This is a genomic window from Arthrobacter sp. StoSoilB5, from assembly GCF_019977235.1.
Lineage (GTDB): Bacteria > Actinomycetota > Actinomycetes > Actinomycetales > Micrococcaceae > Arthrobacter.
Window position 1 is genome coordinate 3596166 of sequence record NZ_AP024646.1, and the last position, 24330, is coordinate 3620495.

A 24330-nucleotide genomic window follows, 5' to 3' on the forward strand; every position below is an offset into this window, starting at 1 on the left:
GCTGTGCCGAATGATGCTGGGATTTCTGTGGACTCTAGTCACGATACTAATGCCAACGGCCGTGACTACCGGCGTGACGCAGCCGCAAAGCCACAGCAGATGTGCTGTGCCAAAGCGGCAGGCTTCTATTTGGCTGGCTCCTGGACGTTGCGCAGGGCGTAGATGCCTTCAAGCACTTCGGCATTGGACCTGGGTGCCTTCAAACTGTGCCGCAAGCCCTTGAACAAGCCTTCAAGCAGTACTTTGCGGTTCGACGAAGAAGCAATGGTCTTTGCCCAGTTGCGCAGGGATGCTCCGGTAAAGAGGACCTTTTCCCATGGGGCCAAAGCGTTGGATCGCGTGTAGACCCAGAGCTTGTTACGGACTTCGTAGTAAAAACGGGGACCGGGGTCCGCGCCTGCATCTCCGAACACTTTGGTGTGGTGGTTGGCTACCGATGCGTTGGTGGCCAAGGCAGTTCCGTGGCGCGAAACCCTCGCCGTAAATTCGAGGTCGTCGTTCCAGATGAAGTAGTCGGCAATGGGGAGTCCGTGACGCCGGATCTCGTCCGCACGAATCAGGACGGAAACGAACGAAGCGCTGCGAATCTGTACCGCGCCCAAGCGGGTAGCCATGCTGCGCGCCGCCTCGCTGGCCCCAATGCGTGGACGCATGCGATTCATAGGGTGGTCACGCCCGTCCGTCCACACCACCCGGCTGGCGATGAAGGCGGGAGCTTCGCCCGTTTCCTGCTCGTAGGCCTCGGACACCTCCAGGGCCTCGCGAAGTGCGCCCGGCTGCGGCTCGGTGTCGTCGTCCATGATCCAGACGTGGTCGGCCCGGTGGTCCAGGACCGCACGCTCCATGCCCACGACAAAACCTCCCGCACCGCCCACATTGGCATTGAGCGTAACGACGTCCGTGGGAACGGGGCCACTGTAGGTTCTGAGGAATTCTGCCGTTCCGTCCGTGGAGGCATTGTCCACGACAACGACGGCGTCCGGCACCTCGGCGCCGGCGGTGATGCCCGCCAAAGTGGTCTCAAGGAGTTCACGCCGGTTAAAGGTCACCACGACGGCGACCACAACAGGTTTGGACGACATTTACTGGCCTTTGGTCTGGGATGGTTGGAAGTGGCGCCGGATCAGCAGGCCCGCAAGCTTCCACGGTTCAACAAAAACTCTGTAGGCAACGCGGCCGGGATGGAGAACCAGTCGCCACGCCCATTCGAGGCCCAGGCGGCCGAGCCAACGTGGCGCGAGCTTCTGGACGCCGGCAACCTGTTCGATGGCGCCGCCAACGGCACAATACACAGCGGGCGGAAACTCCGTGAGTCGTCGACGCAGGACGGTCTCCTGGAGCGGCATGCCAAGGCCCAGCAGCACCAATTGCGGACGGAAGCTCTTTAGCCACTCAACGACAGCGATTTCCAGGGCGTCGTCCCATCCTTCGCCGGGCATGCCGTCTACTGTTGCCTCAGGAATAATCGACCGTAGCCGGGCCACCGCTTGCGTATTGGCTGCGCGTCCGGCACCGATCACGGCCACGCGTTCCAGGCCATGCACTCCCCCAAGGGCAGGAATCCAGTCCATCGAACCCAGCCGGTATGCCATAGGGCCCTGTCCCAGCGGCTTCAGTTGCCGTTTATGGGCCAAGCCCCAAAGCATGGCTACCGGGGCGCCGTCGAGGAGGACGATCGAGCTTTGATCGTAAAGTAAACGGAAATCTGCACACGAATGGAAGAGCGTAATGCTGTGAAGATTGTGACCCAGCACAGTACCGGTGGTTCCGGCAGAGATGAGTCCGCCCAGGGCATCGATCAGTTCATTGACGCGCAGCGGAGTCGCGTCGACGTCAAGGACGGGGACGCGCTGGCGGTCTGGAATCATTCGGGCTTGACTTCACGTGGGGCGTCGGGCTCGGATGCTGAGACAGCAGGGGCCGGATCCTCGACGGCGGGGGCTTCCGTTACTTCGATCGGTGCCTCTGGCGTTGTGGCCGCCTCGGAGACGGGCTCGTCAACGCCCACAACGGAAGGAACAACCTCACGGAGGCGTTCCAGGGATATGGCTCCCTGACGCACTACCCGGAACGGCGAGGACGTCGCATCCACGATCGTGGACGGCACTGCAGCAGTACCTTGCACAGGCCGGAAGCCGCCCTCAAGGTACACCTCTACGGAATCTGCCAGCTGCAGCCGTGCTTCGGAAGCGGTCTGGGCTGCTTCCTGACCCGTGCGGTTGGCTGATGAGACAGCCAGTGGCCCGGTGAGGCCCAGGAGCTCAAGGGCGAGTTCGTCGTCGGGCATCCTCAGGGCAACCGTGCCCTTTGTATCACCCAGATCCCAGTCCAAGGACGGCTGGGCATGCAGGATGAGCGTCAGGCCACCTGGCCAGAACGCCTGTGCCAAAGCCCTGGCGTCGGCAGTCACATCGCTCGCCAGTCCATCCAGGGCATTGATGCGTGGAATCAGGACCGGCGGGGGCATTTGCCGGCTGCGTCCCTTGGAAGCCAACAACATTGTCACGGCCAAGGGGGAAAAGGCGTCTGCTGCGATGCCATATACGGTGTCCGTGGGCAGCACGATGCACTTCTTTTCGCTGATGGCACGCTGCGCGTGTTGAAGTCCTTCAGCCCGCTGGTCGTCGGAAGTGCAATTGTAGGTTGTGGTCACAGCGCTATTCTTTCACTCATCAGGAGCCTTGTTTGCCAGCACCGCGCTCGTGGCACGTTCCTTGCCGTTAAGGTCAAAGTGCGTGGTGATGTCCTGCCAACGTCCCGCGCGACGCAACATGCCGGTGATCCAGTCGGCCTGGACTTCCGCGTGTTCCATGACGAAGTAGCCGCCAGGCTTCAGGAGGCGGCGTGCAGAGGCTGCTGCCGCCGTCGGGAGTTCCATGCCGTCAGCTCCCCCACCGTACAGTGCCTCAGGAGGATCGTGCAGCGCCACTTCAGGTTCGTTTGGTATGGCTTCGGCTGGGATGTACGGCGGATTCGAAACGACGACGTCGAAGCTGCCGTTGAGTTCGGACAGCGCATTCCTGAGATCGCCTTGGATCAACGTGACTCCCAGCGGTTCCAGGTTCCTGCTGGCCCAGGCATGGGCAAATATGCTGAATTCCACTGCATGGACTTCGGCTCCTGGAACCTCGTGGGCTATTGAACCGGCAATGGCTCCGGAACCGGTGCCGAGATCCACGATCTTAGGGTGGGACATGCCGGCGACGTGGTCGATGACAAGCTGGACAACGGATTCCGTTTCGGGCCGGGGAATAAACACACCCGGCCCCACCTGCAGCTCAAGGTGGCGGAAATACGCGACGCCGGTGATGTGCTGAAGCGGTACGCGTCCGGCACGCTCAGCCACGAGTTCGGCGTAGCCTTCAGGGGCGGGGGAATCACCCAGGAGCATTGCCCGCAACCGGCCCAGGCCCACTCCCAACAGGTGCTCCGCAAGAAGTTCGGCATCGACGCGCGGGGTGGGGACACCGGCGTCGGACAAAACGGCAGTAGCCTCGCGAACCGCGTCCGCGAGGCTCTGTCCTGGGTAAAACGCCATATCTATACCCGTGGTGCTCGGCTATTCGCCGAGGGCGTCCAAGCGGGACTGCTCATCCGCTTCAATCGCCGACTGGATAACGGGTTCCAGATCACCATTCATCACGGCGTCGAGGTTGTACGCCTTGTAGCCCGTGCGGTGGTCCGCAATGCGGTTTTCCGGGAAGTTGTAGGTGCGGATGCGCTCCGAGCGGTCCATTGTACGGATCTGCGACTTGCGCTGTTCGGAGTTGGCGGCGTCGATCTGTTCCTGCTGGTGGGCCAGGAGCCGGGCGCGGAGCACGCGCATACCCGCTTCGCGGTTTTGTAGCTGCGACTTCTCGTTCTGCATGGCCACCACGATGCCCGTAGGCAAGTGGGTGATGCGGACTGCTGAGTCGGTGGTGTTCACGGACTGGCCACCGGGACCGGAGGACCGGTAGACGTCGATCTTGAGGTCGTTCTGGTTGATTTCAAGTTCTTCGGGTTCGTCCACTTCGGGAAGCACCAGGACACCCGCCGCGGAAGTGTGGATGCGGCCCTGCGATTCCGTCACCGGAACGCGCTGCACGCGGTGGACGCCACCTTCAAACTTCAACCGCGCAAAGACGCCCTCTGCGGGGTCGTTGGAGTTGCCCTTGATGGCCACGGCGACGTCTTTGTATCCACCAAGATCGGATTCGGTGGCGGAGATCATTTCAGTCTTCCAGCCCCGCGACTCGGCGTAACGCATGTACATCCGCAGAAGGTCGCCAGCGAACAAGGCAGCTTCGTCGCCACCTTCGCCGCCCTTGACTTCAAGAATCACGTTGCGGGCATCGTCCGGATCACGAGGGATCAACAAACGGCGCAGCCGCTCCTGTGCCGCAGGAATCTGCTCCTCCAACTGCACAACTTCTGCAGCGAATTCGGGATCTTCGTCTGCCATCTCTTTGGCAGCTTCCAAATCATCATTGAGCCCGCGCCATTTGTTGTACGCCTCCACAATGCCCTGGAGCTGGGCAGAACGCCGCCCCAACTTCCGGGCCGCAGACTGATCGGCATAAACAGCAGGATCGCTCAACTGCGCCTGGATAGCAGCATGCTCATCAAGCAATCCCTGTACGGACTCAAACATTTTCAAACCTCTTTCGACTCGTATCCAAGTCTAATTTGCGCCAACGATTCCGTAGGCCGCACGAATTCCCGCGCCGGGGAGGTGACGGCTGGACGCAAAGGTGACGAGTCCGCCGTCGTGTAATTTTGCCGGCCCGGGAGTGGCATCGGGCCTGTCGTAGCGTTGCTGCTGACGTACGCAGTACGTCAGCAGCAACGCGAAGGGGCGGGGCCGGCAAAAATACTTGACGGCCCCACCCCACGTAACGCTATTTGTCGTTGTCCGACTTCGCTCCGAGCGTCGTCTTCTGTACCTGCATGAGGAACTCGACGTTGCTCTGCGTCTCCCGGATCTTGTTGGTCAGCAGCTCAAGGCTCTGCTGCTGCTCCAGGCCGGAAAGCACGCGGCGCAGCTTCCACATGATCTTGACTTCTTCAGGCGAGAGCAGGTTCTCTTCGCGGCGCGTACCGGATGCGTTGACGTCCACGGCCGGGAAGATGCGCTTGTCTGCCAGCTGGCGGGACAGGCGGAGCTCCATGTTGCCAGTGCCCTTGAACTCTTCGAAGATGACTTCGTCCATCTTGGAGCCGGTCTCGACGAGAGCGGTTGCCAGGATGGTGAGCGAGCCACCGTTCTCGATGTTTCGGGCTGCACCGAAGAAGCGCTTGGGCGGGTACAGGGCTGCGGAGTCCACACCACCGGACAGGATGCGGCCGGAGGCCGGTGCTGCCAGGTTGTACGCACGGCCAAGGCGGGTCATGGAGTCCAGCAGGACCACCACGTCCATGCCCATTTCCACGAGGCGCTTGGCACGTTCAATGGAGAGCTCAGCAACCGTGGTGTGGTCATCTGCGGGACGATCGAAGGTGGAGGCAATGACCTCGCCCTTGACGGTGCGCTGCATGTCCGTTACTTCTTCGGGACGTTCGTCAACCAACACCATCATGAGGTGGACCTCAGGGTTGTTGGTTGTGATCGCGTTGGCGATGGACTGCAGGATGAGCGTCTTGCCTGCCTTCGGCGGGGAGACGATCAAGCCACGCTGGCCCTTGCCGATCGGAGCCACGAGGTCGATGACACGCGGACCAATCTTCTTGGGGTCCGTTTCCAGGCGCAGGCGCTCAGACGGGTACAGCGGCACCAGTTTGGCGAACTCGACGCGGTCCTTCAGTTCTTCCGGCGTCTTACCGTTGACTGAAGTGACGCGAACGAGGGCATTGAACTTCTGGCGTGAGGACTGCTGGTTGCGGTCTTCACCTTCGCGTGGTGCACGGATGGCACCAACTACGGCGTCACCCTTGCGAAGGTTGTACTTCTTGACCTGCGCCAGGGAAACGTAAACGTCGTTTGCTCCCGGGAGGTAGCCGGACGTACGGATGAACGCGTAGTTCTCCAGGACATCCAGGATGCCTGCTACGGGCAGCAGGACGTCGTCTTCGGTGACTTCGATGTCGTCAACATCCGGTCCCTGTGCACGGCCACGGCGGCGTTCGTTGCGATCGCGGAAGCGGTCGCTGCGGGTGTTGCCGTCCCGGCTGTCCTGACCGCGGCGGTCGCTACGGTCGTTCTGATCATTGCGATCACGACGGTTGCGGCGGTTGCGGCGGTTGCCAGTCTCTTCGGTATCGACGCTGTCCTCGCGCCGTCCGCGGGAGTCACGACGTTCACGCTGCGACTGATCGCCGGAGTCAGCCTGTTCGCGCTGTTCGGTCCGCTCAGCACGCTGCTCACGCTGTTCGGTCCGCTCAGCACGCTGCTCACGCTGTTCCGTCCGCTCAGCACGTTGCTCACGCTGTTCCGTCCGCTCAGCACGCTGCTCACGCTGTTCCGTCCGCTCGGCACGCTGCTCAGCGGCCGGGGCTTCTTCGGTTTCGACCGGAGCTGCAGCCGCCTCGCCGCGACGGCGATTGCGGGTGCGGGGCTGGCGGCGCTCGGTGCCGGCTTCGCTGGCCTCCGGTGCTGCTTCAGCCTCCGAAACCGGCGCTGTCTGCGTTTCAGCCGGCGCAGCAGAGTCTGCCGCTGCCACAACGCCATCGCTGGTGGCGCGGCGGCTTCGGCCACGTCCACGTCCGCGAGGAGCTTCCTGCGTCGGCGCTTCGGCGCTTACTTCAGCGGCAGGAGCGCTGCTTTCTGCAACCTTGACCTCGGCAGCCGGCGCTTCCTTGGGCGCGGTGGCAGCCCTCGACGACGCCTTGGCCGGGGCCTTGGCGGTAGAGGTCCCGGCACGATGGGCGGAAATGGCGGTTACCAAGTCCCCTTTGCGCATACGGGACCCGCCCGAGATCCCCAGCTGGCTGGCAAGAGCCTGAAGCTGGGCGAGCTTAAGGCCTGCAAGGCCACTGCTCTTGGTGGTTGCTGCTGTTGACGACTCAGCAGCAGAAGTTGTTGTGTCCACAGCTGAAGCCAGCTCAGTGGTTTCTGTCACGAAGGATCCTTCCCCCTCGACGGCGTCCAGAGCGAGAGCTGGACGCGATGATTTGTTCTGGGCTGCAGTTCAGATCTGCAGCCGGTGATTTCGGCCGTGCCTGATGGATTGTGGCCAACAGGGCCGGATACTGATCGTCTTCATTGAATCCAGTTGCCCGGACAGCCGACTGAATATTCAGGGAACAGAGAGAGTTCTGCGGCACCTGAGACAGGCCGGAAGGAGACGGCACCGCCAGACGTTGGCACAGTTGACGAAAGGAACAGCGAAACCGCCAAGATCCAAAATCAGGGAACTGCCCGCGGCTTTACCGCCGGTGCACTTCCACTCTAGCACCTTCAACGTCCACAGCCAGCGTCATCACGCGCCAACTGACGTTGGGTGTGTTGGCCGCTGTGAAGGCCTCGATGAATTCGGCAACCGTTGCGGCCTCGCCGGGCCCGTTGGCGAGAACCATGACCGTGGGACCAGCACCGGAAACCACTGCGGCGTGGCCGGCAGTCCGCAGCGCTGCAATGAGGTCTGCGCTGGGCCGCATCGCTTCGGCGCGGTAGCTCTGGTGTAGGTAGTCTTCGGTGCCGGGCAGCAGGAATTCCGGCTGGGTGGTCAGCGCGTGGATCAGCAACGCTGCGCGCCCGGAGTTCATTGCAGCAGCGTGGTGGCCCACAGACGCAGGCAACAGCCCCCGGGCAGTTTCGGTGGAGAGTTCGTAATCCGGAACAGCCACCACGGGAACCACGGACCGGGCTACTTCAGCACGCGTACTGCTGTACTGCTCGCTGTCCTGCCATGACAGCGCCAGTCCGCCGAAAATCGCGGGGGCGACGTTGTCCGGGTGGCCTTCCATTTCGCTGGTCAGTTGAAGGATCCAGTCGAGATCCCGCTGTGCCTCTTTCGGAACCAAAGCATTGGCAGCCGTAACGGCCGCCACGACTGCAGAGGCCGAGGAACCCAATCCGCGTCCATGTGGATTGACGTTGTCCGCCGTGATCCTCAGGCCCGAGTGCTTGAAACCCAAACGGTCCAAGGCGAGGTCGATCGCACGCACCACCAAATGGCTGGAGTCGCGGGGAAGGGTATCGGCGCCCTCACCGGAGAGCTGGAATTCGAGCTCTCCGGTGGTGAGCGTTTCCACCGTCAAGGTGTCGTAAATGGACAGGGCCAAGCCGAGGCTGTCGTAGCCGGGACCCAGGTTGGCGCTCGTACCAGGGACCTTGACGGTCAGCCGCTGGCCTGCCGCGACGAATTCACGATCGGTCGCGGTGGGCTGCGTTTGTTCCACTCTTACTTTTCTTCCAGTCCCAGTTCCGCGGCAACGGTAACGACGTCGTTGGAAACCTTGACCGGCTGGACGTCGCTACCGTCCTCCGTACGGAGAGCCCATTGGGGGTCCTTGAGTCCGTGGCCGGTAACAGTGATGACGATGGTCTTGCCGGAAGGAACTTCACCAGCAGCGTGCTTCTTGATAAGGCCTGCCACACCCGCAGCAGAGCCCGGCTCAACGAAGACGCCTTCCTTGGAAGAGAGCCAGCGGTGGGCGTCCAGGATTTCCTCATCCGTGACAGCTTCGATCAGGCCGCCGGATTCGTCGCGGGCAGCGACAGCGGTGTCCCATGAAGCCGGGTTGCCGATGCGGATGGCAGTGGCAATGGTGTCAGGCTCCGTGATGGGGTGCCCGGCAACGAACGGCGCGGCACCTGCGGCCTGGAAACCCCACATGACCGGCGTCTTGGTGGAAACGGCGGGCAGTGTGCCGTTGGCCGTCTCGAAGGGAGCAGAGTACTCCTTGTAGCCCTTCCAGTAGGCAGTGATGTTGCCGGCGTTGCCGACAGGCAGCACATGGATGTCCGGGGCATCGCCCAGGGAGTCAACAACCTCGAAGGCGCCGGTCTTCTGGCCCTGGATACGTGCAGGGTTGACCGAGTTCACCAGGAACACCGGGTAGGACTCGCCAAGCTTGCGGGCGATGTCCAGGCAGTTGTCGAAGTTGCCGTCAACCTGCAGCAGCGTGGCGCCGTGCGCGATCGCCTGGCTGAGCTTGCCCATGGAGATCTTGCCCTCGGGGACCAGCACGGCGCACTTGAGCCCGGCAGCCGTTGCGTAAGCCGCGGCCGAGGCCGAGGTGTTACCGGTGGAAGCGCACACCACAGCCTTGGCGCCCGCTTCCACGGCCGCAGTCATGGCCATGGTCATGCCGCGGTCCTTGAAGGAACCTGTGGGGTTCATGCCCTCGACCTTCAGGTACACCTGCGAGCCGGTCAGCTCGGAAAGCTTCTGGGCGTGGACGAGGGGCGTGCCGCCCTCGCCGAGTGTAATGACCTTGGTGGCTTCCGTTACGGGCAAACGATCAGCGTATTCGCGGATTACTCCGCGCCATTGGTGAGCCACTTAGACCCCTTCTACCCGCAGTACGGATGTCACAGAATTGATGACGTCCAAGCCCTTCACGGCCTCGACGGTTGCTGCGAGTGCAGCTTCGGATGCACGGTGCGTCACGATTTTCAGCTCAGCCGACTCAACATTCGAGGCAGAATCGCGGTGGATCGTTTGACGCATGATTTCGATGGATACGCCGTTCTCCGCAAAAATGTGGGCGATGCGAGCCAACACTCCAGCTTGGTCCGCTACGTCCAGACCGATGTAATAGCTGGTGTTGGAAGCGTCAATGGACAGTGCCGGAACGTGCCCGGTAGTTGTTTCCGTTCGGCCTGGACCACCCAGGACCAAGCGCCGGGCAGCGGAGACGAGGTCACCGAGCACGGCAGACGCCGTCGGGGTACCGCCGGCACCCTGGCCGTAGAACATCAGCTCACCGGCGTTTTCGGCCTCGATGAAGACGGCGTTGAAGGCACCGCGGACGGCGGCCAGCGGGTGTTCGCGGGGCAGGAGCGTCGGGTGCACGCGTACCGAAATGCCGCTTTCTGAATTGTCGATCTTCTCGGCGATCGCGAGCAGCTTGATGACGAAGCCGGCTTCCTTGGCCGAGGCGATGTCGGCGGCGCTGACCTTGGTGATCCCTTCGCAGTAGACATCGTCCAAGGAGAAGCGGGTGTGGAAGGACAGTGATGCCAGGATTGCGGCCTTGGCAGCTGCGTCATGGCCTTCGACGTCTGCCGTGGGGTCAGCCTCTGCATAGCCCAGGCGCTGCGCTTCGGCGAGGGCGTCCGCGAATTGGGCACCGGTGCTGTCCATCTGGTCAAGGATGAAGTTGGTGGTTCCGTTGACGATGCCGAGCACGCGGGTGATGCGGTCCCCGGAGAGGCTGTCGCGAATCGGACGCAGGATGGGAATGGCACCGGCCACCGCGGCTTCATAGGACAGCTGGACTCCAGCTTTGTCAGCCTCTTCATAAAGAGTGGGGCCGTCCTGGGCGAGCAATGCCTTGTTGCCGGTGACAACGCATGCACCATTCTGGATGGCGGTGACAATGAGCGTACGCGCGGGTTCGATCCCGCCCATGAGCTCGATGACGAGGTCTGCGTCCTTAACCAGGGTCTCGGCGTCCGTGGTAAAGAGTTCACGCGGCAGTTCGACGTCGCGGGGGGAATCGATATTGCGAACAGCAATACCGGAAAGCTCCAGACGGGCACCGCTGCGTGCAGCCAATGCCTCGGCGTCGTCAATAAGAATCCGCGCGACCTGGGCCCCAACGTTGCCACAGCCCAGCAGGGCCACCTTCAGGGTTCGCACTTCAGACATTCGCCACTCCCATGTCGCGGTTCAAGAGATCTTCTTCGGTTTCCCCGCGGACAATAAGCCTGGCGGCTCCGTCGCGCACAGCGACAACGCCAGGCCGGGCCAGGTAGTTGTAGTTGCTTGAGAGGGCCCAGCAATAGGCGCCGGTACCCGGTACTGCGAGCAAATCACCGGCTGCCACATCCGCGGGCAGATATACATCTCTAACAACTATGTCGCCGCTCTCGCAATGTTTGCCCACTACGCGGGACAGCTGCGGAGCTGCGTCGGAGTCACGGGACGCCAAAATCGCCGAATAATCCGCGTCGTAAAGCACCGGACGGGCGTTGTCGCTCATTCCGCCATCTACCGACACATAGCGACGCGGATACGTAACGTTCTCTTGCCCTTCGGCTCCACCGGGTGCGTCCACGCGGACCGTTTTCAGCGTACCGACCTCGTACAAGGTGAACGTGCTGCTGCCAACAATGGCGCGGCCAGGTTCGATGGAAATACGCGGTGATGTGATGCCCAACTCGGCGCACTTGGACCGTACGACGGCGGCCATCGCCTGCGCGATCTCGGCTGGCGGGCGCGGCGTGTCCACCGGGGTGTAGGCGATGCCGTATCCACCTCCGAGGTCCAATTCCGGCAGGACGATGGAGTACTTGGCCTGCATGACGGCGAGGAAGCCCAGGAGCTTCTCCGCTGCCAGCTCGAAGCCGTCCGGCTCAAAAATCTGTGAGCCGATGTGGCAGTGCAGGCCCAGAAGCTCCACGCTCGGGTAGGACGTCGCTGCCGCTACGGCTTCTTCGGCGGCGGACAATCCGGCTTCTTCGGTGGAGTCCTCAGCCATGGAGAGCCCGAACTTCTGGTCCTCATGTGCTGTGGCGATGAACTCGTGCGTATGGGCGTGGACACCGGGGGTCAGGCGCAGCATCACCTTGGCCGTTTCGCCGCGGCTCGATGCGATTTTCGCCACACGTTCCAACTCGTCGAGGCTATCCACCACGATCCTGCCCAGCTTCATGTCCAGCGCGCGGGTGATCTCGGCATCGGACTTGTTGTTGCCGTGCAGTCCGAGGTTGGCGCCGTCGATTCCTGCGCGGGCTGCAACGGCAAGTTCGCCGCCTGAGCACGTGTCCAGGCGCAGGCCTTCCTCGGCCACCCAACTGGCCACGGCCGTGCATAAGAAGGACTTGCCTGCGTAGTAGACGTCCACTCCCCCGCAGATGTCTGCGAAAGCGTCGTCGAAGGCGTCCTTGAAGGCACGTGCACGGGACCGGAAGTCAGTTTCACTCATCACGAAGAGGGGCGTGCCGAATTGTTCCTTCAGGTCACTGACGGAAATACCATCAATGGTGACCTCACCGGCATCGTTCTTCTCCACTCCGGCAGCCCACATGGGCGACTGCAGTGCGTTGAGGTCTTCAGGGACAGCCAACCACCCAGGGGCCAGCGGCGAAGCGTTCGTGTTCATGGCTCTACATCCGTTCCGGGGCTGAAACGCCCAGCAGTCCGAGTCCATTGGCAAGCACCTGGCTGGTGGCGTCGTTGAGCCACAGTCGTGTGCGGTTGACGTCCTGGACAGGCTCTTCGCCCTGCGGCGAGACACGGCAGGCGTCGTACCAGCGGTGGTAGGCGCCGGCGATGACTTCAAGATGGCGTGCCACGCGGTGCGGTTCGCGGAGCTCGGCGGCCTTGGCCACGATGGAGGGGTAACTGCCTAGGTAGGAGAGAAGCTCGTTCTCCGTCGCGTGATCCAGAAGTGATGCGTCGAACACGGAACGGTCCACGCCAGCCTCGGCGGCATTGCGCGCGGTTCCCCTGGAGCGGGCATGGGCGTATTGGACGTAGAACACGGGGTTCTCGTTGCTGTTCTTCTTGAGCAGCTCCGGATCCAGTGTCAGAGGCGAATCAGCCGGGAACCGCGCCAGGGAGTAGCGCACTGCATCCTTGCCCAGCCAGGAAATGAGGTCCTTGAGTTCGATGATGTTGCCCGCACGCTTGGACAACTTGGCGCCGTTGACGGACACTAATTGTCCGATGAGGACCTCGATGTTCACTTCGGGATCGTCGCCCGCGCACGCCGCAATGGCCTTCAGGCGGTTGATGTAACCGTGGTGGTCGGCACCGAGTAGGTAAATCTTCTCGGTGAAACCGCGGTCCTTCTTGGAGAGGTAGTACGCGGCATCGGCAGCGAAGTATGTCGGTTCGCCGTTGGCGCGGATCATGACGCGGTCTTTGTCATCGCCGAAGTCGGTGGTGCGCAACCAAACCGCACCGCCGTCGTCGAACACGTGGCCTTGTTCGCGTAGGCGGGCAACGGCAGATTCGATGGCACCGGCGTCGTGCAGTTCCTTCTCTGAGAAGAAGACGTCGAACTCCACACCGAAATCTGCCAGCGTTGCCTTGATATCTGCCATTTGTGCCTCGTAGGCAGCAGCACGGATGACTGGCAGCGCAGCCTCGTCCGTCAGTTCGTGGATGTCCGGGTGGGCCCTGAGCACTTCATCGCCGAGTTCGCGAATGTACTCACCGGGGTAGCCGCCCTCCGGGACGCCCCGGCCATGGAGCCGGGAGAGTACGGAGTTGGCAAACACGTTCATCTGCGAACCGGCGTCGTTGATGTAGTACTCGGCAGTGACATCGGCACCGGAAGCCCGGAGTACACGCGCAATCGCATCGCCGAGCGCGGCCCACCGGGTATGGCCGATATGAAGGGGACCGGTGGGATTGGCAGAAACGAATTCCATGTTCACTACATGGCCCGCGAGCACCCGGTTGGTCCCGTACGCCGAGCCCGCCTCAACGATCGCTTTGGCGAGCGCGCCTGCCGTGGCAGCATCAACGGTGATGTTCAGGAAGCCGGGGCCTGCGATTTCCACCCCGGTCACGCCGGGGATTTCCTGCAGGCGATTGCTAAGGATCCCCGCGAACTCGCGCGGATTCGTACCGGCCTGCTTAGCCAATTGGAGGGCAATATTGGTGGCCCAGTCTCCGTGGTCCCTGTTCTTGGGGCGCTCCACCCGGACTTCGCCGGGGACAGCGGATTCCGCCAAGGCGATTTCGCCGGCAGAGACGGCGTCCTTAAGGCAGGTGGATATGGCAGCAGAGAGTTCTTCGGGAGTCACGTATCCAGCCTACCGGGGGCCTGCGAACTCGAGGAATTAAGGCTCGTATATGTGGATATCTTGGACACAGCGGATACACATAAACGGCTGGCGGCGCCCACAGGCTGAACCATTACGCTGATTTCAACGTTGTGAAGACGTAAGAGGTGGCTTTAGCGGTCATCCAGGGACCGCAACCATCCGTTGACCACATCTTGTCCAGTTGAAACGAGCAGAACGTGACTACGCCACTCCGCAAGAGCCTCTACGTCGGCTTCGCCAGCGTCTCCATCATCGGGACGGCAGCTGCCTGCGCCCCGGCAACGCAAGCCCCTTCAACCCAGTCGCCCGCTACCCAGAATGGCGGACAGGCCTCGACGGGCAGTCCCTCTTCATCCGCTTCGGCTGGAAACGGTAGCTCAACGTATAAGGACGGCACATACAGCGCAGACGGAACGTACACATCGCCGAACGGCCAGGAGACAGTTGGAGTTGAGCTCACGCTGGCCGGGGACAAGGTATCGGCCGTGAACATCACCGTTCACCCGTCCAACCCAAACACGAAAAAGTTCCAAGGCGAGTTCGCCAGCGGTATCGCGGCGCAGATCGTCGGCAAAGACATCGACGAACTCAACGTTTCCAAGGTGGCCGGCTCATCCCTGACCTCTGGCGGCTTCAACGAAGCCGTGGAACAGATCAAGTCCCAGGCAAAGTAGCAGCCATGCCGCACCCGGGCTGGAGCATCTTCAGCTTCGAAGGGATCGGTACGCACTGGGAGATTTCCACGTCGGCGATTCTGGCACCGGATGTTCAGCGCCAAGTGCTTGCAACCGTGGCTGATTACGACCAAACCTATTCGCGGTTCAGGTCCGATTCCCTGGTGTCCAAACTGCAGCGCGGGCCAGGGCGGATTTCCCTGCCCGGGCACGCTGTGGCCCTCCACGACGTCTACGAAACGCTGTACCGGCTCAGTAATGGGTCCATGACACCCCTGATCGGCAGTAGCTTGAACCGCCTTGGTTATGACTCCAGCTACACCTTGATTCCTTCAGGCAGCCCGGAGGGTGCGGCCAAGTGGGAAGACGTCCTTGAATGGTCGGGGGCCACGGTATCGGCCAAGGTTCCTTTGGTACTGGACGTTGGCGCCGCAGGAAAAGGACAGCTGGTGGACCTGATCGGTGAAGTCCTCCGTTCCGCCGGCCATCTGGACTTCCTTGTGGATGGCAGCGGTGACTTGCTGCATGCGGGAAGCCTGCCCGTGACTGTGGCCTTGGAACATCCGTACAACCCGAAGCAGGCAATCGGCACTGTGGAGTTGGATAATTCCGCCCTCTGCGCTTCTGCTTCCAACCGCCGGACCTGGGGCGACGGACTGCACCACGTACTGGATGGAATCACCGGGCAACCCATTCAAACCACAGTCGCCACCTGGACCATGGCTGCGAGCGCGATGGTGGCCGATGCGCTGGCCACGGCTCTCTTCATGGTGGAGCCCGCCCTCCTTGAGGCTGAGTTCGACTTTTCGTGGCTGCGGGTGTTTTCGGATGGTACAGCCACATTTTCGGCTGGCTTTGAGGGGAGACTGTTCACATGAATGCCATGAAGTCGGGATTGGACACCTGGTTGGGCCGGTTCACGATGTACCGCTTGATTTTGTGGGTGCTCGGTGTGCTGGCGGGCTACAGCCTGCTTTTGAACGTCCTGGGGTGGCTGACGTTTGGCCTGCCACAGATGCTGGTTCACCTTTGCCTGTGCCTGGGCGTGACCTATGCGTCAAACCGTCTGCTTGCCGTCGTTTTCAGGACCACACCGCATTCGGAGTCTTCACTCATTACCGGTTTGCTCCTGTATTTCCTGTTCTGGCCCACGTTCGTCCCCACCGACATGGTGGGTGTTGCGCTGGCTTGCGTCCTGGCCAGCGCTTCCAAGTACGCATTGGCTTTCCGTGGGCGCCACGTTTTCAACCCGGCTGCCGCGGGCGCTTTCATCACGGGCCTGACTGGACTGAACATAGCCACGTGGTGGGCAGCAACGCCCGCCATGTTGTGGCTCCTTGTTCCAGGGGTGCTTGCGGTCCTTTACCGCACCCGAAAAATACTCATGGCCACAGTTTTCCTCCTGATGGCCACAAGTATCGTCTGTGTGGAATTGTTGGGCCGCGGCATGACGTTCGGCCAGGCCCTGTGGCAGCCGTTGGCCCAGCGCCCCCTGCTCTTCTTCGTGGGTTTCATGCTTACCGAGCCGCTCACACTCCCTCCGCGCCGCTGGCAGCAACTGGCGCTTGCCGGCGTCGTAGGCGTTGTCTTTGCGGTTCCGTACAACCTCGGCTTCGTGGCCAATTCCCCTGAGCTCGCGCTCTTGGTGGGCAACCTCATCGCTTTCTTCCTCGGCCAGCGAGGCCGCGTGGAGCTGGCGTTCAAAGGATCCCGTGCCCTCACGCCGGGTACCAGGGAGTTCCGGTTCGAGCCAAAGCGCCCTGTCCGCTTCACAGCCGGTCAATTCATGGAGCTGAACCTGCCGCATTCAGGATCTGACGGGAAGGGCCGCCGCCGCGTCTTTAGCATCACCAGCGCCCCCGGCGCTCCGGAAGTAACTTTCGGCGTTGGAACTGCCGAGCCATTGTCCACTGCCAAGAAGACCCTGTTGGCGTTGAAGCCTGGTGACACGATTTCCGCCACTGCGGTGGGCGGAGACTTCGTGCTCCCGCGCGACGCCGCCAAGCCGGTCCTGCTGATAGCTGCTGGTATCGGAATCACGCCGTTTCTTTCCCACCTTGCGTCCGACGCCGCCACCCGGGACACCGTGGTCCTGTACCTTGCCGCAGGGCGCAGCGAACTCGCCGCCTGTGAGCAATTGGAGGAATCCGGGGTGAAGGTCATCGCCCGGCTCGCGGACGGCTCCACTCCCCCGGATTTCATGCACGACGCCGGAACCTCCAGAATCGACGCGCAGCGCCTCAAGGAACTGGTACCGGACATCGCAGACCGCGAGGTATACGTCTCTGGTTCCCCGGCGAGCGTGGACTCCCTGCGTGCCGCAGCACGCGGCGCAGGCGCGCGGCGGGTACATGTTGACTCGTTCGCAGGGTACTGACCCGCAGGGTGCCGCGCTGGCGCTACCCGCCCCGCCTTGTGGTGCACGGCGCTCAAGAGCGCATTGTGCTTGGACCCGCGCCGCGTTTTCTTTTGGGGCTCAGTGGCTGCTAAGCTCTAGGACGTCCCACCGGCAACGGAGGGAACCCCGGATGCCCTCGTAGCTCAGGGGATAGAGCGTCTGCCTCCGGAGCAGAAGGCCGTAGGTTCGAATCCTATCGAGGGCACATACGGATACCCCGCCAGTCCAACTGGCGGGGTATTTTTTGCATTCCATCCATACACGTTGTCCCATGCCCCCTCCCGCAACTGCATAACCCGGGGCGGGCCATCTTCCGCAACCCGGGTTGCCACTATCAGTTCGGGGCTTGCCGGGCGCACACCCCAAAATTGTCATCCCCCACTCCTAGGCTGATCACAACTGCCAGTCGCCAAGAGCCAAGAGGGGTTACCGTGAAGTGTTCGATCATTCCGCCTTACATGCTGCGAAGGATTGCTGCCCAGAGCGAACCACGGTTATGGGCTGTTGCCCGTGCCGCGAAGGAGTCGCTCCTGCATATTAAGGATCTTCAGGCGGTCCGCGCGTCCCCGGCCCCCGCGGTGGCACCAAGCGCCCTGGCGGCCAAGCCGGGCCCACCCAAGCGCACCATCTACGACGCCGATACCTCCGAAAACCTGCCCGGCCGGGTGGTCCGCAAGGAAGGCACTGCCCCTACTGGGGACGCCGCTGCCGACGAGGCCTATGACGGCCTGGGCAGCACGCACCGACTCTATGCAGAGATCTTCGGCCGGGATTCCATCGATGGTGCCGGCCTGGCACTGGACGCGACCGTTCACTACGGCAATCTGTACGACAATGCCTTTTGGGATGGGAACCAGATGGTCTTTGGGGATGGCGATGGTGAGATTTTCCAGCGCTTCACCAAGTCCGTCAGCGTAATCGGCCACGAGCTGGCCCACGGTGTCACTCAATTTACTGCTGGGCTCAATTACCGTAACCAGGCCGGAGCCCTGAACGAGTCCATGTCGGACGTCTTCGGGGTGCTCGTGGAGCAGTACCTGAAGCAGGAAACCACCGAGCAAGCAAGCTGGCTGATCGGCGAGGGCCTTTTTACCGACAAGGTCCAAGGTGCGGCCTTGCGCTCGATGAAGGCCCCCGGTACCGCCTACGATGACGACATCCTGGGTAAGGACCCGCAACCTGACTCCATGGACACGTACGTTCGGACCAGTGCGGACAATGGCGGAGTGCACATCAATTCGGGCATCCCCAACAGGGCGTTCTACCTTGTTGCCTCCGAGCTGGGCGGCAACGCTTGGGGTGTGCCGGGGCAGATCTGGTACGGGACGCTCACTGGAGGGTCACTTCCGCCAGCTTGCACCTTTGGCAAGTTCGCCAAGACCACTGCGGCTACAGCTGAAGAACTTTTTGGAGTTGGTTCCGTAGAGCATGACGCCGTCCTTAAGGCGTGGGAGACTGTGAAGGTCAAGGTTTAGACCAGCCGGCGGGACCGTCCGGCCACGGGCCGTCCCGCCGTCGTTGGCTAGGCCAACACGTCGAACGAGAAGCAGCCGGTCATGAAAATCACCGTCCAACGCAGTGGGGGCATAGCCGCAATGACACGCGTCTGGAGCGTGGAGGCAGTTTCTGACGATGAAAAAGAGCGCTGGCTCCCGATCGTTGAGGCATGCCCCTGGGACGAGGCAAAGAACCACGCCAGGACGGCGAACGAACCGGATCGCTTCATGTACTCCATCAGGGCAGGCCAACGGCGGGCGACGCTGCCCGAGCGCGCCGTCACAGGACCCTGGCAGGAGCTGGTGGAATGCGCCAAGGCTGAAGGCTCCGAATCCCGCGGCCGCCTGGGGGTCCGCCGCTAGATCGCCTCGGCCAATTGCCCACGGAAGGCCCTCCGGTAACTCTGCGGACTCGTATCCAGCACCTTGGTGAAGTGGTGGCGCAGCAGAACGGAATGCCCGAACCCTGCTTCGCGGGCAATCTCATCGATATTGAGCTCCGTGGACTCCAACAGTTCCTGCGCCCGGAGCACACGCTGGGAGTTCAACCAAGCCGCAGGTGTAGTCCCTGTTTCCGCCCTGAAGCGGCGTGCGAATGTTCTGGGCGACATGTGCAACCGGCCAGCCAACTCGTTGACACTGTGTTCTTCGTCGAGGTGTTCAACCATCCACCGCAGGAGTTCCTCCATGGGCGCTGACCCACAGCGCGGCATTGGCCGGTCTATGAACTGGGCTTGGCCGCCGTCGCGATGTGGCGGGACTACCATGTCGCGCGCGATCGCGGCAGCTACGTTGGCTCCCAGCTCTACACGGACAAGATGGAGGCAGGCATCAATTCCGGCGGCAGTTCCTGCGCTGGTAATGATGGTTCCATCCTGTACATAGAGGACATTCTCATCCACTACCACTGCCGGGTAGCGGCTCGCCAGATCCTGCGAGTAGTGCCAATGGGTGGTGCATCGCCGGCCATCAAGCAGGCCGGCCCGGGCCAACGCGTAAGCGCCGGAGCAGATGGACATCACCCACGCGCCGCGGGCGTGAGCCGCCCGGAGTGCATCCATGACAGATTCGGGGACCTCCTGGTCCCTCCCGAAGGGCGCCATGATGACGAGGTCAGCATCAGCAGCAGCCTCCAGTCCAAGGTCGACGTGCAACGAGAGCCCGGACTTCATTCGAATGTCCCCCGGTTCCGGCGCGCACACCCTGAAGTCGAAAGCAGGTACGCCTGCGCCACGGTCAGATCTATCGATTCCGAAGACCTCAAAGGCCGTACCGAACTCGAAGATCGAGAAGTTGGGGACAACTATCACGGCTACTGACTTCAACATATCTCAAGTGTGGCAGAAAATTGTCTAAATGGGGCATTTCTGCCACTGTTTCCTGGATGTCCCCCGGAGAAGGATGGAGGCATGGAAATCTTCGGAATCATCCTCTTCATCGTCCTAGTCACTGCTGTCGCCGCCACCTTGGGCGCCCTCTTGAAGGACGGCCGCGGCCACAACCCGCCCGTCAACTCCAAGGAGCCTTGGAGCGCCTTTGATGCTCCCAGCACGCCGTATTGGAATCCACGTATCTACTAGCCGCCACCGGCAGCGCACTGGAAGCACTCAGCAACGGCCCATCCCACCGACGCCCGTCCTTCACGGAATTCATCAGGATTTCCTGAACGACGGGCGTCCCTATGCGCCCCGCTTCCAGCGCTGCTGTTGAAGGACTGCCGGGCCTGCCTGACATGTGACGGGGACAGCGGACGTTGGCGAGAAGCCACAGTAGACTGGCAGCAGCCATGACACTTCATATTTCCTACCCCGCTGAGCTGCCGGTATCCGAGCGCCGCGAGGATCTGATGGCGGCGATCGCCGCAAACCAGGTGACCATCATTGCCGGCGAAACCGGCTCGGGCAAAACCACCCAGATCCCCAAGATGTGCTTGGAACTCGGCTTGGGCGATAAAGGCCTGGTCGGCCACACGCAGCCACGCCGACTGGCGGCCCGGACCGTTGCAGAGCGCATAGCGTCGGAGCTGGACGTCGAGATTGGCCAGGAAGTCGGTTTCCAGGTCCGTTTCACTGGGGAGGTCAGCGCATCAACCAAAATCAAGCTCATGACCGATGGCATCCTCCTTGCCGAGATCCAACGGGACAAGCTCCTGCGAAGGTACAGCGCCATCATCATTGACGAGGCCCACGAGCGCAGCCTCAACATCGACTTCATCCTGGGATATCTCAAGCGGATCCTGCCCCAGCGGCCCGACCTGAAAATTATCATCACCTCGGCCACCATCGATCCTGAACGCTTCGCAAAGCACTTCGGCACGGAGGAATCCCCCGCGCCCATCATCGAGGTTTCCGGCCGCACCTACCCGGTAGAGATTCGGTATCGGCCCTTGTCACAGCCTGCCGGCGCGGACGAGGACAGCTCCGACGACGAACTGGAAGAGGACCGGGACCCACTGGATGCAGTCTGTGACGCCGTGGATGAGCTGGCCAAGGAAGCACCCGGCGACATCCTCGTTTTCTTCTCCGGCGAGCGCGAAATCCGCGACGCCGCCGAGGCCATCAATGGCCGCATACAGACCAACCGACGCCTCGCCGGCACTGAAGTCCTGCCTCTCTTTGCCAGGTTGAGCCTGCAGGAGCAGCATCGGGTCTTCAATCCCGGTGGAAAGCGGCGCATCATCCTCGCCACGAACGTCGCGGAAACCTCGCTGACTGTCCCCGGCATCAAATACGTGATCGATACCGGCACGGCCCGCATCTCGCGGTACTCGCACCGGACCAAGGTCCAACGGCTACCGATCGAACGCGTGTCCCAAGCCTCGGCGAACCAGCGGTCCGGGCGTTGTGGCCGCGTGTCCGAGGGTATTGCCATCCGCCTCTACTCCGAAGAGGACTTTGAGTCCCGCCCGCAGTTCACGGACCCGGAGATCCTGCGGACCAACCTTGCCGCCGTTATTCTCCAGATGACGGCCATGGGTGTTGCCCGCGGTCCCAAAGACGTTGAGAACTTCCCGTTCGTGGAACCGCCTGATTCCCGCGCCATTAACGACGGCGTCACCCTACTGCGCGAACTGGGCGCCCTCAGCCCGGCGACAACGGGCACGCCTGCGTCCAAAGATCCCCGCGGTAACCGTCCGGGCGGCAGTGGCCTGACCGCCGTCGGGCAGAAGCTTGCCCAACTGCCGGTGGACCCCCGGCTCGGCCGCATGATTGTCGAAGCCGGAAAGCGCGGGTGTGTCCGCGAAGTCATGATCCTGGCGGCAGCCCTTACCATCCAGGATCCACGCGAAAGGCCGACCGACAAGCAGCAGCTCGCCTCGGAGAAACACGCGCGGTTCCGGGACGAGAACTCGGACTTCACCGGCTTCCTCAACCTGTGGAACTACGTCCAGGAGAAGCAGCGCGAGTTGTCCTCCACACAGTTCCGGCGACTGTGCCGTAACGAGTTCATCAACTATCTTCGCGTCCGTGAGTGGCAGGACCTTTTCACCCAGCTTCGCCAACTCGCCAAGCCCCTGGGCATCACGCTGGACAATAAGCGTGAAGCTGACCCCGTAGGCAACCACGAGGGGATCCACATCAGCCTGCTGTCAGGCCTGCTGAGCCACATCGGCCTCCTTGATGAGCGCAAGCGGGAATACGCGGGCGCCCGCGGCAGCCGCTTCGCGATCTTCCCCGGCTCTGCCCTGTTCAAGAAATCTCCTGCATTCGTCATGGCCGCCGAGCTGGTGGAAACGAGCCGCTTGTGGGCACGGGTAGCTGCCAGGTTCGATCCTTTGTGGGTGGAGCAGGTAGCCCCGGACCTCGTGAAGCGCTCCTACAGCGAGCCCCATTGGTCCGCACGGCAGGGCTCTGTGATGGCCCACGAGAAAGTCACGCTGTACGGCGTGCCAATCATCCCAAACCGGCGGGTCAACTACGGCCGCATCGATCCGGAATTGTCCCGTGAACTCTTCATCCGCCACGCACTGGTGGAGGGCGAGTGGAAGACCCACCACAAGTTCTTCCACCGCAACCGCGCGCTCCTGCAGGAGATCGAGGAGCTTGAGACCAGAATGCGCCGGCGGGACATTCTTGTGGATGACCAGACGCTCTTCGAGTTCTATGACGCCCGGGTGGGCAAGGACGTCGTGTCTGAAAGGCATTTCGACAAATGGTGGAAGGAGGCCCGCCAAGCGGATCCTGCGCTGCTGGACTTCGACCAATCGCTGTTGATGAGCGAGGACGCCGAGGCCCTGGATGATTCCGCCTACCCCAAGACGTGGCTGCACAAGGGATTCGAACTCCCCCTGAGCTATGAGTTCCACCCGGTAGCTCCCGGGTCTGCTCCGAATCCCTCCGACGGCGTCACCGCAGAGGTTCCGGTGTTATTCCTGAACCAATTGGACGATGCACCATTCCGGTGGCAGATTCCGGGACAACGCGTGGAGCTGGTCACGGCGCTCATCAAATCCCTCCCGAAGCAGGTCCGGAAGAACTTTGTGCCTGCACCTGACGTTGCCCGCCAGGCTACCGCAGCCTTGGAAAAGGACTTCGACCCCGCCACGGACGAGCTCGAGCCATCCTTGGAGCTGGTTCTTCGCCGGCTTCGCGGGCACATCATCCCACCGGGATCATGGAATTGGGAGGCAGTGCCTCCCCACCTTCGGGTGAGCTTCAAGGTGGTGGACAGCAAGGGCAAGGTCCTCGATGAAGGCAAGGACCTGCCACAGCTGCAGGAAAAGCTGGCCCCGGCGACTCGTCGGGCAATCGCAGAGTCGCTCGGCGCGACACCGGCGACGACGGCCCCGGGCAAGGGTGGCAAAGGAACCGGAAGGCCGGGCGCGTCAAACGGAAAAGCGGCCGGGGCCAGTTCAGAAGGCGGGTCAAGTTCGGCGGCCGGCGCCAGGTTGAGCCCTGATGCACATCATGGCGTGCACCCCGACGCCTCCCCTGCTCCTGGAGTTGTTGCCGAACGCACTGGGATCACCGAGTGGGATTTCGGGACCGTGGAGCGCCAAGTCACCCGAACGGTCAAGGGACACGCCGTCACCGGCTTCCCGGCGATCGTGGATGAGGGTACATCTGTAGCCCTCCGCGTCTTCCAAACCCGGCAAGAGCAGGAAGCTGCCATGCGTGGTGGGGTGATCCGGCTCCTGGCACTGCGAATCCCCGCCCCGGACCGATACGTGCTGGAGCATCTGAGCAATACGGAGAAGCTGACGTTCAGCCAAAACCCACACGGCTCCGTCAGTGCCCTGATCGCAGACTGCGCCCTCGCCGCCATCGACAAACTGACGCCAGAGGCACTTCCTTGGGATAAAGAAGCCTTTGATGCGTTGTATGAAGTAGTCCGCGCTGAGCTGATAGATACGGTATTTACGGTGACAGCCGTCGTCGAACGCATCCTGGCGAGCACGCGCAGGATCCAGAAGCAGCTGAAGTCCAGTGCCAGCCTGCCCCTCATCAGCGCCCTGAATGACATGAAGAGCCAACTGGAACAGTTGGTCTTTCCGGGCTTTGTGGCACAGACGGGCTACGCGCAGCTGAGCCAGCTCCCGCGGTACCTGCAAGCGATCGAGAAGCGGCTGGAGAAGCTCCCGGGCAACGTGCAACGCGATGGACTGAATATGGCAATCGTTCAGGCGCTGGAGGATGACTACGACGACGCTGTGTCAGCGTTGCACGCTGGACGCCGGGCAGGGGCGGAGTTAACCCGGGTGCGCTGGATGATCGAGGAACTGCGCGTCAGCCTCTTCGCCGTCGAATTGGGTACGGCCTACTCGGTCTCCGAGAAGCGAATCCGAACGGTCCTCAACCAGGCCTTGGCGCCTGCCTAGGTCCGGCCGCCTGCTTAGGTCCGACTTAAAAGCAACCCGGCGGTGCTGATTCAGCACCGCCGGGTTAACTTGTCTGG

Annotated in this window: 19 protein-coding genes and 1 tRNA gene; 8 read left to right on the top strand and 12 right to left on the bottom strand. The window is 62.2% G+C overall.

The genetic code is table 11. The features are described from left to right. Positions 1-125: 125 nt before the first annotated feature. The 11 genes from LDN75_RS16265 to argS all read right to left on the bottom strand — a co-directional run bounded on the left by LDN75_RS16265 (position 126) and on the right by argS (position 13846). Complete coding sequence (locus LDN75_RS16265; RefSeq protein ID WP_223933479.1) at positions 126-1082, bottom strand: glycosyltransferase; 957 nt, start codon at positions 1080-1082, stop codon at positions 126-128. Beyond that, a complete protein-coding gene (locus LDN75_RS16270; protein WP_223933481.1) occupies positions 1083-1868 on the bottom strand; it encodes a WecB/TagA/CpsF family glycosyltransferase in 786 nt (261 codons plus the stop codon). Then, entirely contained in the window at positions 1865-2653 is a 789-nt protein-coding gene (locus LDN75_RS16275; protein ID WP_223933482.1) for an L-threonylcarbamoyladenylate synthase, read from the bottom strand. Before LDN75_RS16275 ends, LDN75_RS16270 begins: the two co-directional genes overlap by 4 nt. Positions 2654-2665: 12 nt before the next feature. Further along, on the bottom strand, positions 2666-3538 hold the full coding sequence (gene prmC / locus LDN75_RS16280; RefSeq protein WP_223933484.1) for a peptide chain release factor N(5)-glutamine methyltransferase: 873 nt from the start codon (positions 3536-3538) through the stop codon (positions 2666-2668). Between the two features lie 21 nt (positions 3539-3559). After that, on the bottom strand, positions 3560-4633 hold the full coding sequence (gene prfA, locus LDN75_RS16285; RefSeq protein WP_223933485.1) for a peptide chain release factor 1: 1074 nt from the start codon (positions 4631-4633) through the stop codon (positions 3560-3562). A 247-nt stretch (positions 4634-4880) separates the two neighbouring features. Continuing rightward, complete coding sequence (gene rho / locus LDN75_RS16290) at positions 4881-7037, bottom strand: transcription termination factor Rho (RefSeq protein ID WP_223933487.1); 2157 nt, start codon at positions 7035-7037, stop codon at positions 4881-4883. A gap of 307 nt (positions 7038-7344) precedes the next feature. After that, the gene (gene thrB / locus LDN75_RS16295; RefSeq protein ID WP_223933489.1) at positions 7345-8319 is read right to left on the bottom strand and encodes a homoserine kinase; all 975 of its coding nucleotides are present in this window, start codon (positions 8317-8319) and stop codon (positions 7345-7347) included. Positions 8320-8321: 2 nt separating this feature from the next. After that, a complete protein-coding gene (gene thrC / locus LDN75_RS16300) occupies positions 8322-9425 on the bottom strand; it encodes a threonine synthase (RefSeq protein ID WP_223933490.1) in 1104 nt (367 codons plus the stop codon). After that, complete coding sequence (locus LDN75_RS16305) at positions 9426-10736, bottom strand: homoserine dehydrogenase (RefSeq protein WP_223933491.1); 1311 nt, start codon at positions 10734-10736, stop codon at positions 9426-9428. Then, positions 10729-12192, bottom strand: coding sequence for a diaminopimelate decarboxylase (gene lysA, locus LDN75_RS16310; protein WP_223933492.1), 1464 nt, complete (start codon positions 12190-12192; stop codon positions 10729-10731). Before lysA ends, LDN75_RS16305 begins: the two co-directional genes overlap by 8 nt. A gap of 4 nt (positions 12193-12196) precedes the next feature. Beyond that, positions 12197-13846: an arginine--tRNA ligase gene (argS, locus tag LDN75_RS16315; protein ID WP_223933493.1), complete on the bottom strand. Its 1650-nt coding sequence runs from the start codon at positions 13844-13846 to the stop codon at positions 12197-12199. Between the two features lie 218 nt (positions 13847-14064). On the opposite strand from argS, the gene LDN75_RS16320 reads away from it, so the two are divergent. The 6 genes from LDN75_RS16320 to LDN75_RS16345 all read left to right on the top strand — a co-directional run bounded on the left by LDN75_RS16320 (position 14065) and on the right by LDN75_RS16345 (position 18798). Further along, entirely contained in the window at positions 14065-14541 is a 477-nt protein-coding gene (locus LDN75_RS16320) for a hypothetical protein (protein ID WP_223933495.1), read from the top strand. Between the two features lie 5 nt (positions 14542-14546). Then, positions 14547-15419 (top strand): FAD:protein FMN transferase, encoded by an 873-nt coding sequence (locus LDN75_RS16325; protein WP_223933496.1) that lies wholly within the window; start codon positions 14547-14549, stop codon positions 15417-15419. Further along, positions 15416-16918 (top strand): oxidoreductase, encoded by a 1503-nt coding sequence (locus LDN75_RS16330; protein WP_223933498.1) that lies wholly within the window; start codon positions 15416-15418, stop codon positions 16916-16918. Before LDN75_RS16325 ends, LDN75_RS16330 begins: the two co-directional genes overlap by 4 nt. 153 nt (positions 16919-17071) lie before the next feature. Beyond that, a tRNA-Arg gene (locus LDN75_RS16335) sits at positions 17072-17144 on the top strand. A 226-nt stretch (positions 17145-17370) separates the two neighbouring features. After that, positions 17371-18414: a M4 family metallopeptidase gene (locus LDN75_RS16340; RefSeq protein WP_223933500.1), complete on the top strand. Its 1044-nt coding sequence runs from the start codon at positions 17371-17373 to the stop codon at positions 18412-18414. Between the two features lie 81 nt (positions 18415-18495). Further along, a complete protein-coding gene (locus LDN75_RS16345; protein ID WP_223933501.1) occupies positions 18496-18798 on the top strand; it encodes a protealysin inhibitor emfourin in 303 nt (100 codons plus the stop codon). Here LDN75_RS16345 and LDN75_RS16350 read toward each other — a convergent pair. Beyond that, positions 18795-19763 (bottom strand): helix-turn-helix domain-containing protein, encoded by a 969-nt coding sequence (locus LDN75_RS16350; protein WP_223933503.1) that lies wholly within the window; start codon positions 19761-19763, stop codon positions 18795-18797. The genes LDN75_RS16345 and LDN75_RS16350 overlap by 4 nt on opposite strands. A gap of 81 nt (positions 19764-19844) precedes the next feature. Here LDN75_RS16350 and LDN75_RS16355 point away from each other — a divergent pair, with 81 nt between their 5' ends. Together LDN75_RS16355 and hrpA are read left to right on the top strand one after the other, a co-directional pair. Beyond that, positions 19845-20015, top strand: coding sequence for a hypothetical protein (locus LDN75_RS16355; RefSeq protein ID WP_223933505.1), 171 nt, complete (start codon positions 19845-19847; stop codon positions 20013-20015). 206 nt (positions 20016-20221) lie between these two features. Continuing rightward, positions 20222-24253 carry an ATP-dependent RNA helicase HrpA gene (gene hrpA / locus LDN75_RS16360; protein WP_263422330.1) on the top strand — a complete coding sequence of 1344 codons (4032 nt, stop codon included), beginning with the start codon at positions 20222-20224 and terminating at the stop codon, positions 24251-24253. Positions 24254-24330: the final 77 nt, after the last annotated feature.